This window comes from Novosphingobium sp. HNCC26BN242 (assembly GCF_057180525.1).
The window spans coordinates 585,435-602,998 of the sequence record NZ_JBXUGM010000002.1; the positions used below are offsets into that span (position 1 = coordinate 585,435).

A 17,564-nucleotide genomic window follows, 5' to 3' on the forward strand; every position below is an offset into this window, starting at 1 on the left:
GCGACCCGTGCCTGCCAGGAGATTGTATGGCGGCTCAGGGCTCGTGGGTGAGGGGGAGCCCACTTGATGAAGTGTTTCTACGCCATCACTCAAAATCGGTAAAACGCATTAAAACGCCCAGAGATATCGCTTCTGCCGATCATGCGGCAAAAGTGATGCCTTGTTGCCGACACGATGCGGCCCTAAAGCGCCCGCCGGACTATTGGACGGGACGCACACGAATGACCGCTACACCCAAAACCTCTGCCCCCAAAACGTCTGGCATGATGCGCCGCGGTGCCGAATTCCTCGGCACGGACCATGCCATCATGTGCGGCGCAATGAGCTGGGTTTCGGAGCGAAATCTGGTTTCGGCCATCAGCAACGCGGGCGGCTTTGGCGTGATTGCCTGCGGCGCGATGACGCCTGCCCTGCTCGACACCGAGATCACGGCAACCAAGGCGCTTACCGACAAGCCGTTCGGCGTGAACCTGATCACCATGCACCCGATGCTGTTCGATCTGATTGCCGTCTGCGCCAAGCACAAGGTCGGCCATGTGGTGCTGGCAGGCGGGATTCCGCCCAAGGGCAGCGTCGAGGCGATCAAGGCGTTTGGCGCAAAAGTCATCGTCTTTGCCCCCACGCTGGCGCTGGCCAAGAAGCTGCTGCGTTCTGGCGCGGACGCGCTGGTGATCGAAGGTTCCGAAGCAGGCGGCCATATTGGCCCTGTATCCACCTCGGTCCTTGCGCAGGAATTCCTGCCCGCGCTGGCCGAAGATCACGTGGTGTTCGTGGCAGGCGGGATTGGCCGGGGCGAGATGATCGCCAGCTATCTGGAAATGGGCGCGAGCGGCGTTCAGCTCGGCACGCGCTTTGCCTGCGCTACCGAATCGATTGCGCACCCGGCGTTCAAAGCGGCGTTCTTCCGCGGAAATGCGCGCGATGCGATTGCTTCGGTGCAGGTCGATCCGCGCCTGCCGGTGATCCCGGTGCGCGCGCTGAAGAACAAGGGCACCGAGGAATTCACCGCCAAGCAGGTTGAAGTGGCCAAGAAGCTTGATGCGGGCGAGATCGACATGGGTGAGGCGCAGCTTGAGATCGAGCATTTCTGGGCAGGCGCGCTGCGCCGCGCGGTGATCGATGGCGATGTGGAGCGTGGCTCGGTCATGGCCGGGCAATCGGTGGGCATGGTGAACAAGGAAGAGCCGGTGGCTGATATCATCGCGCAATTGATGACCGAAAGCGAAGCCGCGCTGACCCGGCGCTGATTGCCATGGCAAAGGCCCGGGGAGGTTCAGGCACGTCCTTCGGGATCGTCTTTGCGATCGTGATGATCGATATGCTCGGCTTTGGCATCGTCTCGCCGGTGCTGCCGGGCCTGATCATGGACCTGACCCGCGTCGATATCAGCACCGCAGCCGGCTATGCCGGGTGGCTTGGCGCGGGCTATGCGGTGATGCAGTTTGCCTTCGCCCCGGTGATCGGCAACCTGTCTGACCGGTTCGGGCGCAGACCGGTGCTGCTGGCTGCTGTGCTGATGCTGGGGCTGAACTACCTGTTGCAGGCGCTCGCCCCAAACTTCGGCTGGTTGATCGCCGGGCGGCTGCTGGCCGGCATAACCGGTGCAAGCTTCTCCGCTGCTTACGCCTATATCGCCGATGTCACCCCGCCCGAAAAGCGCGCGGCTGCTTTCGGCACGATGGGGCTGGCCTTCGGCATCGGCTTTGTGGTGGGGCCAGCGCTGGGCGGATTGCTGGGATCGATTGACGCACGCCTGCCGTTCTACACCGCTGCCGGCCTTGCGCTGGCCAATGCGGCGTTCGGATACTTCTTCCTGCAGGAATCGCTGACTCCTGAAAACCGCAGGCCGTTCAACTGGCGGCGGGCCAATGCCTTTGCCGCGTTGCAAGTGCTGAAAGGGCAAAGCCCCACGGTGCTGTGGTTTGTGGCGGCGCTGGGCATGTGGCAGCTGGCGCACATCGTGTACCCTGCGATCTGGCCCTATTTTGCGATTGCCGCCTATGGTTTCGATACGGCGCAAGTGGGGCTAGCGCTGGCCATGGTCGGCCTTGGCAGCGCGCTGGTGCAGGGGCTGGCGCTGCGCCTGTTCCTACCTGCGCTTGGAGAGCGGCGCGCGGTGATGCTGGGCGTGGCAGGGGTGTGCCTTTCCACCGTGCTCTATATGCTCGCGGTGGAGACATGGCAGGTCTACGTGGCGATAGCCGTCGGTTCGCTGCAAGGCTTTGTACAATCACCGATCCTGGCGTTCAACAGCCGTGCGGTGGACGCGCGCAGCCAAGGCGAATTGCAGGGCGCGGTGCAATCCATCGGCAGTATTGCGCAGATCATCGGCCCACCGGTCTATGCACAAGCGCTGGAGCGGTTCAGCGGCCCGGGCGCGGCGGTGCAGCTTCCGGCCATGCCGCTGGTCATCGCCTCTGCGGTGGCGGTTGTGGTGCTGCTGCTGTTCTTGAAGGGGGCGTCGCTGCTGGAGCGCGATCCTTCGACAAGCTCAGGATGAGCGGAGGTTTTGTGTGGTGCCCCCTTTAAACCGCTCATGCTGAGCTTGTCGAAGCACCAGCATCAACACCGGCATCAACTCTCCAACTCAACATCCCAGTAAAGCCAGTCGCGCCACGTTTCGTGCAGGTAGTTTGGCGGAAAGGCGCGGCCCCGGTCCTGCAATTGCCATGTCGTGGGGCGGATGGCGCGGTTCATCAGTCGCATGCGGGCCTGCTCCGGGGTTCGCCCGCCCTTCTTCAGGTTGCACGGCGCGCAGGCAGCGGCCACGTTTTCCCACGAAGTGCGCCCGCCCAGACGGCGCGGCACGATGTGGTCAAACGTCAGGTTCTCGCTCGTGCCGCAATACTGGCATTGGAAGCCATCGCGCAGGAACAGGTTGAAGCGGGTAAAGGCCGGATATTCGCTGGGCCGCACATATTGGCGAAGCGCGATGACCGAGGGCAGCTTCATGCCAAAGCTGGCGCTGTGCACCTCGCGGTCATAGGTTTCGATAATGTCCACCCGCTCAAGGAACACCGCCTTGATCGCCGTCTGCCACGGCCAGAGGCTCAGTGGATAGTAGCTGAGCGGGGTATAATCGGCGTTCAGGACCAAAGCGGGGCAATTGGCCAGATGCCGGTCATTATGCAAAACGTCGTTAAACGCGGCGCTATCACCGCAATTAGGCTTGGCCGAAGCCGCCTGCTCTATCAGCGCCTTATGAAGCACGTCCCGTTCCGGTCCCTGCACATCGAAGCATGTTCGCCCCGGCAAAGGCAGTCATGGCTGAGCCGCATGACTTCTGTGTTACGCATGGCCGTAAGGAACACCGCCGCCCCGCTTCCGTCAAGGGGGCACGGAGGGCAGATTCCACAGCCTGTCGTCTTCAGAATGCGTAAGCCGTGACCAACTCCGTCAGCAGATCGCGCCCGGTAAACACCGATTGGATCGAAACCCGCTCGTTCAAGCCGTGCACGCCATTGCCATCGGGGTTGCCGAAGAAGCCGGGCGGGCCATAGCTGGGGATGCCGACGGCCGAAAGGAACACGCCATCGGTGGCGCCGGTGGACATAACCGGCACCATCGGTACGCCGGGATAATACTTTGCCACCAGCTTTTCTGCAGGGCCGATGATGGCCGGGTTCAGCGGCGGCGCCTTGGCATCAGGGCCGCGATTGTCGGTGCGGACGACGGTCATTTTCGGATCGGCGATGACCGTTTCAAGCGTTTTGCGCACGTCTTCAGCGGAAACACCGGGGAAGATGCGGCAGTTGATATTGGCCCCGGCGCGCTGCGGCAGCGCATTGTTGGCGTGGCCGCCGTCCAGCAGCGTGGCAACGCAGGTGGTGCGCAGCATCGAATGGAACGCCCGGTCAGTATTGAGCAGCGCTTCAGCCTGTTTGTCTGCCGGGTTGGCCGCAATGGCGACCATGGCTTTGCCCATGGCATCGCTTCGTGCGGCACCAGCCTTTGAGAAGTAGGCGCGCGTCGTGTCGTTCAGCATCAGTGGGAAATCGAAATCGCGAATGCGCGCCACGGCATCGGCCAGTTCGTAAATCGCGTTTTCCTTGACCGGAGTGGAGCTGTGTCCGCCGGGGTTCGTGGCCTCGATCCCGTAATTGACCGGGGTCTTTTCGCCCACATGGATCGTCTGGACGACGACGCGGCCACCGTCTTCCAGCGGTTTGTCGGTGCGGCCTGAACCGCCTTCATTCAGCGCAAATTCGGCATCGATAAGTTCGCGGCGGTTCTTGGCCAGCCAATCGGCCCCGTTGAAGGCGGTGCTGGTTTCCTCGCCGCAGGTGAGCGCCAGCTTGATCGTGCGTTTGGGCACTTTACCCGCCTTGCGCCAGCGCATCAGCATATCGACCCATGTCGCGTCCATCGCCTTCATATCGGCCACGCCGCGCCCATAGAAATAGCCACCCTCTTCGATGAAGGCATAAGGATCGCGGGTCCAATCCTCACGCTTGGCCACGACCACATCGAGGTGGCCGAGCAGCAGGATCGGTTTGGCCTTCTTCGAACTGCCGGGCAAAATGGCAATAATGCCGCCCTCCTTCGGGAATTCGGGCACGGCAAAGCGATGGATCTCGGCGCTGGTGAAACCGGCGCTGCGCAAATGGCCTTCAATCTTCTCAGCCAGAGCCGTGCAGCTGCCGGTGGTGATTGAGGTATCGGTTTCCACCATCTCTTTCAGCAGCGCGCGATAGGCCTGCTGATCGGGGCGCAGCGGCGCTTGCTGGGCCAGTGCGGAGGTGGCCAGAAATGTGGTGGTCAACACAGTGGCAACGAAGGTGGCTGCCGTCCTGTTTGCGCGCGTGACGTTCATGAAAAAGTCCCGGATCTGGTGGCCACCAAGGGCGAGTCTGCCCACAATTCACCACGTTTCCGCACGGCTTCAAAGCGCCTTGTTGGGCGCTGCGGTTCCGGCCTTCTCCACGATGGATTATATTGCGCCCGTCGTTGTGCAAAACGGGCCGGATTCGCTTGGGTTTTTGCCCTTTCGTGCCTATGTGCAAATGATGGCCAGTACGAATGAAAACATCCCCAACGCCAACGAATATGGCGCCGATTCCATCAAGGTTCTCAAAGGGCTCGATGCGGTGCGAAAGCGCCCCGGCATGTACATCGGCGATACCGATGATGGATCGGGACTGCACCACATGGTGTTCGAAGTTTCGGACAACGCGATTGACGAAGCGCTGGCCGGTCACTGCGATCTGGTGCTGATCGAACTGAACCCCGACGGGTCGGTTTCGGTCGAAGACAACGGGCGCGGTATTCCCACTGGCATCCATGCCGAAGAGGGCGTGTCCGCCGCCGAAGTGATCATGACCCAACTCCACGCGGGCGGTAAGTTCGAAAACACGTCTGACGATAACGCCTACAAGGTTTCAGGCGGACTCCACGGTGTGGGCGTTTCGGTGGTCAACGCGCTGTCCGAATGGCTGGAACTCACCATCTGGCGCGATGGGCAGGAACACTGGATGAAGTTTGCGCATGGCGATGCGGTGTCGCCGCTGATCGTGCGCGGTCCCGCGCCCGATAACGGCAAAGGCGGCGTCAAGAAGGGCACGCGCGTGACCTTCTCGGCCAGCCACGAAACGTTCAAAAACGTGCTCGAATTCGATTTTGACAAGCTCGAGCACCGCTACCGCGAACTGGCCTTCCTCAATTCCGGCGTGCGCATCCTGTTGCGTGACAAGCGGCATGCGGATGTGAAGGAGCACGATCTCTATTACGTCGGCGGCATTGCGGCCTTCGTGAAGTACCTCGATCGCAACAAGCAGCCCTTGATGCCTGAACCGGTGGCGATTTCTGCCGAACGCGATGGCGTGGGCATCGAAGTCGCGCTCGAATGGAACGACAGCTACTACGAAAACGTGCTGTGCTTCACCAACAACATCCCGCAGCGCGATGGCGGCACGCACCTGGCCGCCTTCCGCGCCGCGCTCACCCGCACGCTGAACAACTATGCCGAACGTTCGGGCATGTTGAAGAAGGAAAAGGTGTCGCTAACCGGCGATGACATGCGCGAAGGCCTTACCGCCATCGTCTCGGTCAAGCTGCCCGATCCGAAGTTCTCCTCGCAGACCAAGGACAAGCTGGTCTCCTCCGAAGTGCGCCAGCCGCTGGAAAGCCTGATGGCAGACAAGATGTCGGAATGGCTTGAGGAAAATCCCGGCCATGCCAAATCGATCATCCAGAAAGTGATTGATGCCGCCGCCGCGCGCGAAGCGGCCAAGCGTGCGCGTGAATTGACCCGGCGCAAGGGCGCAATGGACATCGCCAGCCTGCCCGGCAAGCTCGCCGATTGTCAGGAGCGTGATCCCGCCAAGTGCGAACTGTTCCTGGTCGAGGGTGACTCCGCCGGCGGCAGCGCCAAGCAGGGCCGTGACCGCAAGACGCAGGCAATCCTGCCGCTCAAGGGCAAGATCCTCAACGTGGAACGCGCGCGGTTTGACCGGATCATCTCGTCAAAGGAAGTGGGCACGCTGATTCAGGCGATGGGCACCGGCCTGCGCGATGAATTCAACCTGGAAAAGCTGCGCTACCACAAGATCGTGATCATGACCGACGCCGACGTTGACGGCGCGCATATCCGCACGCTTCTGCTCACGTTTTTCCACCGCCAGATGCCCGAGATCATCAAGGCCGGGCACCTGTTCATCGCGCAGCCTCCGCTCTACAAAGTGGCCAAGGGTCGCAGCGAGGTGTACCTCAAAGATAACGCCGCGCTCGATCGCTATCTGGTCGAAGCAGGCCTTGCGGGCCGCGTGCTGGAAACCAGCGGCGGTGCGCGCAGCGGGCCTGATCTGGAAGCGCTGGTCGAACATGCGCTGCGCCTGCGCAACCTGATGGCCTTCGTGCCGCGCCGCTATAACCCTGCGATCATCGAAGCGCTGGCGCTGTCCGGTTCGCTCGAACAGGCGATGCCTGCGGCGGTACGCGATGCGGCACTGGCCCGCGCGGCAGACTGGCTGGGCCGGGGCGATCTCGAAGCCCGCTGGAGCGTGGAAGTCTCCGAAGAGGGCGGCTATCACGTCAAACGTCTGTGGCGCGGCGTGACCGATCACCACATGATCGAAGCCGGCTTCCTGATGAGCGCCGAGGCACGCAAGATGGCCAAGCTCGCAGCTGAAAACGCCGATGTCTACGCCGGCATGGCCCGGCTCGTGCGCGCCAGCACGGCGGCACCCGAACCTGAAGTGGCAGTCGTTGCCTCCGAGGGTGAGGGCGAGGAAGAAGCACCACCCGCCGCTCCAGCAGTCCGGGTCAAGGACGCGATCACGCGCCCGTCCGAACTGCTCGACGCGGTCTTTGCCGGTGGCCGCAAGGGCCTCTCGATCCAGCGCTACAAGGGGCTGGGGGAGATGAACGCCGATCAGCTGTGGGAAACCACGCTGAACCCCGACATCCGCTCGCTGCTGCAGGTCAAGGTTGAGGACGCCGACATTACCGATGAAATCTTTACCCGCCTGATGGGCGACATCGTCGAACCGCGCCGCGAATTCATTCAGGAAAACGCTTTGAACGTGGCAAACTTGGACGTCTAATCGTGGCGTTTACCGACGAAATCCCGTGGGACCAGCCCGCCACGATGATCGACCTTGAAGGCCGCGCGCCGATCATCGGCACGGTGCGCGACTGCGCGCTGCACTATGGCCTCTACAAGCCGCACGCGAAAGACAATGCGCGCGTGCTGCTGACCAAACCGATCCATCGCGAAGGCCGCGCCACGCGCACGTGGCTGCTCGAACCTGCTGAAATCGCCGAATTGGCTGACCGGCTGGCGCGGGAAACGAACTGAGGGAAATTGAGCGGGACCCCGGGTCGAGCCTGGGGTGACAGGTTGAGATGCGCTATCCCTTTCCTCGTCACCCCGGGCTTGACCCGGGGTCCCGCTTTCTGAAACGCAGCCGATCAATCCGCCCGCATCGCCGCCGCCGCCAGCGACTCCGCTTCCACCAACAGCTCATCATCCGCCGCACCCGCAGGCGTGGTTTCGCGCCCGATCATCACCAACACCGGCACCGCCAGCGGGCTGACGCGGTCCAGTTCCACATGCACCAGTTGCCCCACCGCGCGATCCAGCAGGTCGCCCAAGCGCCCCACATCGGTCATCCGCGCCCGCGCATCGGCCCACGCCGCCTCGATCAGCAGGTGGTCCGGCTCATACTTGCGCAGCACGTCATAGATCAGGTCGGTGGAAAACGTCACCTGCTTGCCCGACTTGCGCTTGCCCGGATGCTGTCGTTCGACCAGCCCGGATATCACCGCCACCTCGCGAAACGCGCGGCGCAGCATGTGCGATTCCTGCACCCAGTCCACAAATTCATGCGCCAGAATATCGGGCGATAGCAACGGGGCCGGGTCGGCCACCGGCCGAGCGCCCCACACCGCCAGCGAATAGTCATTGGCCACAAAACCCAGCGGCACCAGTCCGCGCTCGTTCATCCGCCGCGTGATCAGCATGCCGAGCGACTGGTTCGCGTTCCACCCCTCGAATGTGTAATAAACGGTGTAGTGCTTGTTCTGATGCGGAAAACTCTCCGCCAGCAGCATGCCCGGCCCCGGCAGCTTGCTGCGCCAGTCCTGCATTTCCAGCCATTCGCGCACATCATCGGGAAACCGCGCCCAGCCTGCGCGGTCCACCATCAGTCCCCGCACCCGCTCCGAAAGATGCGTCGTCAGCGGCAGCCGCGTGCCCATGTAGCTGGGGATTTGCCCCGGCTTCTTGGCCGCGCGCACGATCAGTTCCAGATCGCGAACGCCCTCAACCTCAAGGTCCATGCCCGCAAAACGGATCGTATCGCCGGGCGATAGCGTCGCCCCGAAACTCTCTTCCACCTTGCCCAGCGAACGCCCGTTCTTGAATCGCACTTCGAGCATTTCGGAATCGACGATGATCCCCGCATTCAGCCGGAACCGCGCTGCATGTTCAGGATGCGTGAGCCGCCAAGTGCCATGCTTGTCACGCACGATCCGCTTGAACCGGTCATAGGCGCGCAGCGCGTACCCCCCCGTCGCCACGAATTCCAACACGCGCGTCCACTGCGCCTGATCGATCCAGCGATAGGGATGGGCCGATTGCACTTCGGCCAGCAGCGCCACCTCGTCAAACGGCCCCGCACAGGCCGTGGCCATCACGTGCTGCGCCAGCACATCCAGCCCGCCCGGGCGGAAATCCTCGCCATCGCGCTTGCCTTCATGCACCGCTTCCTGCGCGGCAAAGGCCTCCAGAAACTCGAACCGGTTTCCCGGTGCCAGCAGCGCACGGCTCGGGCAATCGAGCCGGTGATTGGCCCGCCCGATCCGCTGCAACAGGCGCGATGATCCCTTGGGCGCACCCATCTGCACCACCAGATCAACATCGCCCCAGTCCACCCCCAGATCGAGGCTGGCGGTGCACACCAGTGCGCGCAATTCGCCGCGCGCCATCGCGCTTTCCACCTTGCGCCGCGCTTCTTTCGACAGCGATCCGTGGTGAATGCCAATGGGCAACTTGTCGTCGTTGATGTCCCACAGCAGCTGGAAGATATACTCGGCCAGAAACCGCGTGTTCGTGAAAATCAGCGTGGTGTTGTTGCGCCGGATCTCGTCATAAAGCTGCGGAACGGCCCAGGCTGCGGCATGCCCGCCCCACGGCACGCGCTGGTCTTCGGGATGCAGGATCGAAAGTTTGGGCTTTGCGCCTTCCTCTCCCTCAACCAGCCGCACCGAAGCGGCATCGCCACCGGGTGCCAGCCACGCGCAAAAGTCCTGCGGATCGGCAACCGTCGCCGATAGCGCGGCGCGGCGCATATCCGGGGCCAGCGCCTGCAACCGCGCCAGCGACAGCGCCAGCAGATCGCCCCGCTTGCCCGTGGCAAAGGCATGCACTTCGTCCACGATCACGCGCTTCAGTCCCGCAAACATCGTCGCGCTTTCAGGATAGCTCAGCAGCAAGGACAGCGATTCGGGCGTAGTCAGCAACACATGCGGCGGCTTGGCCCGCTGCCGCGCCTTGCGGTCAGACGGCGTATCGCCGCTGCGTGTTTCGATCCTGATGTTCAGGCCGATCTCATCCACCGGCGTCAACAGATTGCGCTGCACATCATGCGCCAAGGCCTTCAATGGCGAGACATAGAGCGTATGCAGCCCATCGCTGGGAGGTACATCGCCAGCAAAGTCCGCCAGCGTCGGCATGAACCCCGCCAGCGTCTTGCCCGCGCCAGTATCGGCCACCAGCAGCGCATGATCGCCTGCACGCGCGGCCTCCAGCATCTCAATCTGATGCCGCCGCACGCGCCATCCCCGCGCGCTGAACCATTGGGTGATCGAGGAGGGGAGGGTCATCACCCCCTATGTAGGCGCGCGCTCACAGAACCGAAAGGATGCCCTCGCGCTCCTTGCCCTTCCAGCCCAACGTTGCATCAATCAGCGCAATGGTCACCGCGCATTGATCGGCATCCGATCCCTTGCCGTTCATCGCCTTGCGCACACGCTCGTCAGGGATGCCGGTCAGCGTGATGACCTTTTCCACCAGTTCGCCGGGCACTTTGGCATTGCCAGGTGCAATGCGCTGTGGCGGGCCAAGCTGGTGGCCATCAAGCATGCGCAAGGCCAGTTTCCGCTCGGCACCCAGCACCGCATCAGGCACCACCACCTGCCGATCAAGGCGGCGCGTGCGGATAAAGGCCATGCATTGCGCCGCGCCAGCCTTGCGCGCGGCGCGATAGAGATCGGCGCGCAGGCGCTGCACATCGGCCAGCAAGGGGCCCTTTTCCACCAGCGCGGTCATATACATCCGCTCGCGCACCAGATCGTGGACTTTGGCGCGATAGGCCGCCTCGTCGCTGCCATCGCTGCGGGCGATGGTGCGGTTGGCGCTGAACAGCGCGGCCAGGTCTGGCTGCAGCGATTTGAGGCCCTCCAGCGTGATTTCCGGGCCAAAGATCACGGCTATGGCATTGCCAATGATCTTGCCATCTTGCGCAATTTCGGCGGCCGACAGCGTTACTGGCGGCGGCGGGGCCGAGGCATCTGGCGTGCGGTCGGCAAAGGCAAAGCGCAGAATCTGGAACAGGATGATCGCGCCAAACAGCCACAGCCGTCCCTTACTGAACCAGCCGGTGCCAACCTCGTCCCCTTCGGGCTTGTCCCACAGCGCCACGCGCCACGGATCGAAATGGTGCTCCAGTTCAGGGAAGTTCTTGCGCACGCCATCGAGCAATTGCACCACGTCCGCGCGCTTTACGAACCAGCCCTTGCGGCTGCCTTGCTGTGCGGGCTTGGTCAGTTCCGCCCATGCCTTGTGCAGCGGATGCTGGGGGTCCAGCACTTTTTCACGGAACCGCAAGCCCCGCAGGCGCGCATTCAGAAAGGCCACGGCAGGCCGCTCGGAAACCTGCCCGCGCTCGCCTTCCCAGCCAAACACGGCCGCTGCCGGTTCCAGCAGCGGGGCCGATCGGGGCCAGGCATCGGCCAGAATGCGGGCCAGCCAGTTATCGATCTCGTCAAAGGCGGTTACGCTGGCGGTTTCGGCATGGCGCAGCACGGCTTTCAGATGGCCCAGCGCCATCGCCTCTTCCCAGCCCTGCAACGGGGGAAGGTCCTCCGCCCCATCATTCTGGTCGGGAAGATCGGTCAACAACAGGCGATACAGCGCCTGTTCGTGCGCCCACGCGGGCATGACCGCATCGGACGTCGCCTCAAGCCCCAGCAGCACGGGCCGCGTAAAGGGATCGCGCGCCACGGCAATCGCTTGCTGCGCCGGGGCCTGCGCTGCCGAAAACCCGGTGGTGACGTCCAGCTTGGGCGATGCACCGGAAAGGCGTGTTGTCAGGCTTGGATCGGCTTCGCCGCTTGCCGCCGGTGCCGCATAGAGCCAGCTTGAGGTTTCGGGTTGGGGTGTCACATCCGGGTGGATGTCTACCTCTGCAAGGAGGTTCGCTTCAGCGAAACGATCAGGCTGGTCCGCCGCCCCGTCCAGCGGCGCTATTCCGGCGAACGGATCGAACTCTTCGGCTGCTTCCGGCTTGGCCTGCATCCGCGCCCAGCGCAGCGCCGCGTCGCGGGCTTCGCGCAGGCGGGCATAGCCATCAACGTCGCGGTCGATGTCCATCGCCTTCAACCGTTCGGCATAGGCGCGCCGAATTGCCGCCACATCGGGCGTTTTGGCAATTTTCAGGACGGTCCAGGCCTGCGATGGGGTCATTGGGGCGTCCCAAGGGGCGTGACAGGCGGCGTCACAGCGGCGGATGGGCTTCAAGCATGTCGAGCAGTCCGGCAAGATCGGCAGCCGCATCTGCAATGCGGCGCGGGTCCTGGCTGTCGAGCGCGGCGACGAACTGGCTGGTGCGGTCACCCACCACCGCGCGCACATCGCCCAGAAACTCCTCGTAACACCGCTCTGCCCGCGCCAGTAGCATCTGGTTGGTGGCTTCTTCGCGCGGGTGATGCTTCAGTGCGGCGAGCGCCTTGCGCCGGGCGTCCAGATCCTTGGCGGCCTTGCGGTCTTCCTCGTCGATGATCATCAGATTGTGCTTCGTGCCGGTCAGCGGCACTTCTACATCCACTTCCAGCAGGCCCGAACTGTCATAGGAAAAGCGCACATCAATCGCCACTTCGCCTGCGGGGCGCGGCGGCACCGGCACTTTCAGCTCGCCCAAAAAGACATTGCTCGAAACCTCGCGCGCTTCGCCCTGATAGATCTTGACCGAGATTTGCTTCTGCTTTTCGCCCATCGTGCTGTAGACGCCCGACCGGCTGACCGGCACTGGCGTATTGCGCTCGATAATCGGGGAAAACAGCCCTTCCTGCACCGTGCCCCGGGCCGAATGCTCCGCCGTTTCTATGCCCAGCGTGAACGGGCACACATCGGTGATGCGGATTTCCTCAAGGCCGCCATCGCGCGCAATCAGCCCGCCCTGAATGGCCGCACCCAGCGCCACGGCGTGATCGGGATGGATCGTGGAATTGGGGAAGCGCCCGAACAGCCGCGTAATCGCCTTGCGCACCAGCGGCATGCGCGTGGCCCCGCCCACCAGCACCACTTCGCTCAAAGATGCCGCATCGATCTGGCTGTCGCGCAGCGCGCGCACCACCGGATCGCGCAACCGCTTGATCAGCCCTTCGGCCTGCGCTTCAAACTCGCTGGCGGTGACCGTGGTGGACAGACGCGTACCATCCACGGTCAGCGCAAATTCGGCTTCTTGCCCATCGCTCAAAGCGCGTTTGGTGCGCTCAGCCGCTTGCAACAGCAGCGCTTCGGTCCGGCGTTCGTCAATCTTGCCCAGCAGGCCATCGGGATCGAGCCGCCCGCGCACCGCTGTGGCAATCGCGCTGTTGAAATCATCGCCGCCCAGCCGGTTGTCGCCCGCCGAGGCGCGCACTTCCACGATGCCTTCGAACATTTCGACGATAGACACGTCAAACGTGCCCCCGCCCAGATCGAACACCAGAAACGGCTCACGCTCTTCCTTGTCCTGCAGGCCAAAGGCCAGTGCAGCAGCGGTGGGTTCGTTGATCAGGCGGCGTACGGTAAGGCCTGCCAGCTCGCCCGCACGGCGCGTGGCCTTGCGCTGCCGGTCGTTGAAATAGGCAGGCACCGTGATCACCGCCTCGGTCGGGCGGGTTCCGGTATGGGCTGTCACATCATCGCGCAACGACATCAGCATCAGCGCGGAAAGCTCTTCGGCGGAAAACTCCTTCTTGCCCAGCCGCAGCTTGCGGTCGGTGCCCATCAACCGCTTGAAACTGGTCGCGGTCGCCCCGTCTTTCAGGCCCACGCGTTCCAGCGCGGCAGCGCCCACCAGTGTATTGCCATCGGGCAGCACCGATACGGCAGACGGCGTCAGCAAACCGCCCAGCGCATTGGGTACCAGTTGCGCCCCGCCGCCGTTACCGCCGCCGTTCTCATTGCTTTGCCATAGGGCCACCGCGCTATTGGTGGTTCCCAGATCGATTCCGATAAGCATTCGTCTTCCCGTGTTTGCGCATGGGGTGATGCGTCAGCCAGCGCCGATTTGGCAAGCGCAAAGCAGCGTTTCAGCCGCGCGCAAGACCGACAGCGGCCAGCCGGGCGTCCACTTCGCCAAGCAGCCGCGCAAGGCCGTCGTCGCTGCGGCTTTCGGCGCGCACCACCAGCACGTCCTGCGTGTTGGATGCGCGCAGCAGCCACCAGCCGTCTGGCGTGTCCACGCGCACGCCATCGGTCTGATTTACCGAAACCCCATCGGCGATCAGGTCGGCCAGGACTTCATCCACGGCGGCAAATTTGCGCGTCTCGTCCACCTGAAAGCGCAGTTCGGGCGTTGCCACGCGTTCGGGCATCGCATCGCGCAGCGCGGTCAGGCTCGTTCCGATTCGGATAATGGCGGCGATCAGGCGCACGGCGGCGTAAAGCGCGTCGTCAAAACCGAAATAGCGGTCGGCAAAAAACATGTGCCCGCTCATTTCGCCTGCCAGTGGCGCACCTGTCTCCTTCATTTTGGACTTTATCGGCGAATGCCCGGTTTTCCACATCAGCGGCATTCCGCCCAGCTCGGCAATCCGGGCAAACAGCGTGGAACTGGCCTTCACATCGGCGATAATCGTGGAGTTTGGCCGGTCTCTCAGCAAGTCCTGCGCGAAAATCGCCAGCAGTTCGTCGCCCCACACCACCCGGCCCTTGCCGTCCACTGCACCGATCCGGTCACCATCGCCGTCGAATGCAACTCCGAAGTCGAGGTGATGCTCCACGACAGCAGCGCGAAGATCGGTGAGATTGGATTCTACAGTCGGATCAGGATGATGGTTGGGAAAATGGCCGTCCACACGCGTATGAAGAAGGACATGGGTGCCGGGAAGGCGCGCAGTCAGCGTGTCAACGATGGGACCAGCCGCGCCGTTTCCGGCGTCCCAGCCGATGCGCAGGGCGTTGAGCGCAATGGGGTCAATCCCGTCGAGCGCGCTGAGCAGGCAATCGACGTAAGCTCCGGCCATATCGGCCACGCTGATACTGCCACTTCCGCTAACCCACGCGGCTTCATCGGCGATCCGCCCGAGATCCATTATGTCGGCTCCAAAGAACGGAGCCCCTTCAAGTACCATCTTGAAGCCATTGTGATTGGCGGGATTGTGGCTGCCGGTTACGTGAATGCCGCCCTGAACCTCTGGAATTAAAGCCGCTGCCGCAGGCGTCGCGGCAAAATAGAGCATCGGGCTGGGGCCTAGCCCGATCCGCACCACATCTACGCCGCTGGCCACAAGTCCTTGAACCAGCGCGTGTTCCAGCACCGGCGAACTGATCCGCCCATCATAGCCTACGGCCACTCGCGTGCCGCCGCGCTGCCGCACTACCGTGCCAAAGCTGCGCCCCACGGCATGAGCATCGTCGACCGAAAGCGTTTCCCCGAACACCCCGCGAATATCGTATTCGCGCAGGATCGAGGGGTGGAAGCGGTGCCCCGACATTTGAGGGTCAGGACCCGCGCCGGTCCGACAGGCGGGCCAGCAGCAGATCACGCGCGGCGTTGGCTTCGTGGACGGCTTCGTTGGTGCCGCCGCGGTCGGGGTGGACTTGCTGAATCAGGCGGCGGTGCGCTTCGATCACGTCTTCGTACCCGGCATCGGATTTCAGGCCGAGCAGATTGCGCGCCTTTTTCTCGTTCCGGTCACGCGGATTGCCCTGCAACAGCTCCCACGGCCAGCGCCCGGCGAGCAGCTTGCAGGCAAGGCTCGCCAGGGCCACCAGTGTGAGCAGTTTGATCATCAGGCGGCGCTCTCAAGTGCGGTCTTGGTGCTGCTAGGTGCATCTAGGTGCAGTTCAGGATTTGGCCTGGAAACAACTGGCGGAAGGTTCAACCCGCCCACCAAAGTGCGCAGTTCCTGACGGGCCACGAGGTGGCTGGTGCCCAGTTCGCCAAGGTGGCCTTTATCCAGCAAAGTCAGACCACTGGGGAACAGTTCGCGGTAGATCACGCGCTCCGAAAGGCCGCTCGCCACGCGGAAGCCGACACGCTTGGACAGTTCGGTCAGCGCGGTGTCGATGCGCTTCTGGTTACGCGCTTCGGTAAAGCCGGTGCGGTTGCGCACGACCACCCAGTCCATCTCCCGGCGCGCATCCTTGATCGTGGCCATCGCCCGCTTCTTGCGCGCTTCCCAGATCAGTTCGGCGTAGAAGGACAGGCGGCGAACCTTGAAGGTTTCGGCGTCGACTTGCCCGATCAGGTCGAAATCGACGAAGCTGTCGTTCAAGGGCGTCACCAGCGTATCGGCGCGGGTGGCGACGTGGCGGGCGAGGGGATCATCGCGGCCCGGCGTGTCGAAGATGATGAAATCATGCGATTCCGCCAGCCGCGCGGTCATCGCGTCGAGTTCCTCGATGCTGTCGCCCGAATAGACTTCGAACGTGGCGGTTGGCAGCGTAATGGCGCGGCGGCGCATGGTTTCAGCGCGGTTTTCGAAATAGCGGTGCATCGTGCGCTGGCGGGCATCGAGATCGATTGCCGCCACGCGCGCACCCTGACAGGCCAGCGCAATGGCAACATGGACCGCTGTGGTGGATTTGCCGGTTCCGCCCTTTTCGTTGGCGAAGACAATACGATGCGGGCCATTGGACAAGGCGGGATACTCTCTGTTGTGTCAGACCGGCGCAGGCTTGCGAGAGGCGCTCTGCCCCCCTATCGCCCACACATTCCGACTTAGTGGAGTGGATGCCAAGGTGCAAACGATCAACCGGCTGGAAGACCTACGCAAGGCGGTCGATGCGCTTAAAAACGGGGGAAAAAGCCCCGCCGGCGCAGGCCAGACAATCGCCTTCGTGCCCACAATGGGTGCGTTGCACGAAGGGCATCTGACGCTGGTGCGTGAGGCGCATGCGCGGGCAGACCATGTGGTCGCCTCGATCTTCGTCAACCCGCGCCAGTTCGGCCCTACCGAGGATCTGGACGCCTATCCGCGCCGGATGGCTGCCGATGCGGCGCTGCTGGAGGCAGAGGGCGTGGCGATTCTCTGGGCGCCAACCGTGGATCAGATGTACCCTGATGGATACGCCACGAACATCAGCGTTTCAGGCGTGAGCGAAGTGGCGTGCGGAGCTTCGCGGCCCGGCCATTTCGATGGCGTGGCCACGGTGGTTTGCAAGCTGTTCAATCAGGTGCGCCCCGATGTGGCGCTGTTTGGGGAAAAGGACTGGCAGCAATTGGCGGTGATCCGCCGCATGGCCCGCGATCTGGACTTGTCGCAGCCGCACGTGGATAACATCGTCGGCGTGGAAACCGTGCGCGAGGCCAGTGGCCTGGCCATGAGCAGCCGCAATCAGTACCTGACGGCGCAGGAACGCGATCAGGCCGCGCAGTTATCGGTGGCGATGCGTCGTGCAATTGCTGCCATCGAAAGTGGTGCGGAGCTTGAGCAAAGCCTTGACTCGATGAAAGCCGAAATTCTCTCCGCCGGTTTCACCTCAATCGATTATGCCGATTTGCGCGATGCGCAGACGCTGGAGACGCTATTCGATTGGGGCGCCGAGAGGGGCGGGCGTAAGGCCCGCCTCCTCGTCGCCGCGCGGATCGGTGTAGCGCGGTTGATCGACAATATGGCAGTTGGCTGACGCC

The 17,564-nt window shown here is 63.2% G+C and carries 13 protein-coding genes; 5 read left to right on the forward strand and 8 right to left on the reverse strand.

The annotated features are described in order from the left end of the window. The first annotated feature begins 221 nt into the window (after positions 1 to 221). Positions 222 to 1,247, forward strand: coding sequence for an NAD(P)H-dependent flavin oxidoreductase (locus AC2A1F_RS10435; RefSeq protein ID WP_484208685.1), 1,026 nt, complete (start codon positions 222 to 224; stop codon positions 1,245 to 1,247). A gap of 5 nt (positions 1,248 to 1,252) precedes the next feature. Further along, the gene (locus AC2A1F_RS10440) at positions 1,253 to 2,500 is read left to right on the forward strand and encodes an MFS transporter (RefSeq protein ID WP_484208686.1); all 1,248 of its coding nucleotides are present in this window, start codon (positions 1,253 to 1,255) and stop codon (positions 2,498 to 2,500) included. A 74-nt stretch (positions 2,501 to 2,574) separates the two neighbouring features. Here AC2A1F_RS10440 and AC2A1F_RS10445 read toward each other — a convergent pair whose 3' ends face one another. After that, positions 2,575 to 3,132, reverse strand: coding sequence for an HNH endonuclease (locus tag AC2A1F_RS10445; protein ID WP_484209023.1), 558 nt, complete (start codon positions 3,130 to 3,132; stop codon positions 2,575 to 2,577). A gap of 235 nt (positions 3,133 to 3,367) precedes the next feature. Beyond that, the gene (locus AC2A1F_RS10450) at positions 3,368 to 4,813 is read right to left on the reverse strand and encodes a M20/M25/M40 family metallo-hydrolase (protein ID WP_484208687.1); all 1,446 of its coding nucleotides are present in this window, start codon (positions 4,811 to 4,813) and stop codon (positions 3,368 to 3,370) included. 193 nt (positions 4,814 to 5,006) lie between these two features. On the opposite strand from AC2A1F_RS10450, the gene gyrB reads away from it, so the two are divergent. Both gyrB and AC2A1F_RS10460 read left to right on the forward strand, forming a co-directional pair. Then, complete coding sequence (gene gyrB / locus AC2A1F_RS10455; protein ID WP_484208688.1) at positions 5,007 to 7,541, forward strand: DNA topoisomerase (ATP-hydrolyzing) subunit B; 2,535 nt, start codon at positions 5,007 to 5,009, stop codon at positions 7,539 to 7,541. 44 nt (positions 7,542 to 7,585) lie between these two features. Beyond that, a complete protein-coding gene (locus tag AC2A1F_RS10460; protein ID WP_484209024.1) occupies positions 7,586 to 7,795 on the forward strand; it encodes a hypothetical protein in 210 nt (69 codons plus the stop codon). A gap of 113 nt (positions 7,796 to 7,908) precedes the next feature. Here AC2A1F_RS10460 and AC2A1F_RS10465 read toward each other — a convergent pair whose 3' ends face one another. From AC2A1F_RS10465 to AC2A1F_RS10490, 6 genes are all read right to left on the reverse strand, one after another. Further along, entirely contained in the window at positions 7,909 to 10,323 is a 2,415-nt protein-coding gene (locus AC2A1F_RS10465; RefSeq protein WP_484208689.1) for a ligase-associated DNA damage response DEXH box helicase, read from the reverse strand. Between the two features lie 22 nt (positions 10,324 to 10,345). Beyond that, positions 10,346 to 12,184 carry a hypothetical protein gene (locus tag AC2A1F_RS10470; protein ID WP_484208690.1) on the reverse strand — a complete coding sequence of 613 codons (1,839 nt, stop codon included), beginning with the start codon at positions 12,182 to 12,184 and terminating at the stop codon, positions 10,346 to 10,348. A gap of 31 nt (positions 12,185 to 12,215) precedes the next feature. After that, a complete protein-coding gene (locus tag AC2A1F_RS10475) occupies positions 12,216 to 13,946 on the reverse strand; it encodes an Hsp70 family protein (protein WP_484208691.1) in 1,731 nt (576 codons plus the stop codon). Between the two features lie 70 nt (positions 13,947 to 14,016). Next, complete coding sequence (gene pgmG, locus AC2A1F_RS10480) at positions 14,017 to 15,423, reverse strand: phosphoglucomutase/phosphomannomutase PgmG (RefSeq protein WP_484208692.1); 1,407 nt, start codon at positions 15,421 to 15,423, stop codon at positions 14,017 to 14,019. A 7-nt stretch (positions 15,424 to 15,430) separates the two neighbouring features. Then, on the reverse strand, positions 15,431 to 15,721 hold the full coding sequence (locus tag AC2A1F_RS10485; protein WP_484208693.1) for a J domain-containing protein: 291 nt from the start codon (positions 15,719 to 15,721) through the stop codon (positions 15,431 to 15,433). After that, positions 15,721 to 16,572, reverse strand: a complete 852-nt coding sequence (locus AC2A1F_RS10490) for a division plane positioning ATPase MipZ (protein ID WP_484208694.1) — start codon at positions 16,570 to 16,572, stop codon at positions 15,721 to 15,723. The genes AC2A1F_RS10485 and AC2A1F_RS10490 overlap by 1 nt, the downstream gene beginning before the upstream one ends. A gap of 100 nt (positions 16,573 to 16,672) precedes the next feature. On the opposite strand from AC2A1F_RS10490, the gene panC reads away from it, so the two are divergent. Then, complete coding sequence (gene panC, locus AC2A1F_RS10495) at positions 16,673 to 17,560, forward strand: pantoate--beta-alanine ligase (RefSeq protein WP_484209025.1); 888 nt, start codon at positions 16,673 to 16,675, stop codon at positions 17,558 to 17,560. Positions 17,561 to 17,564 lie beyond the last annotated feature (4 nt).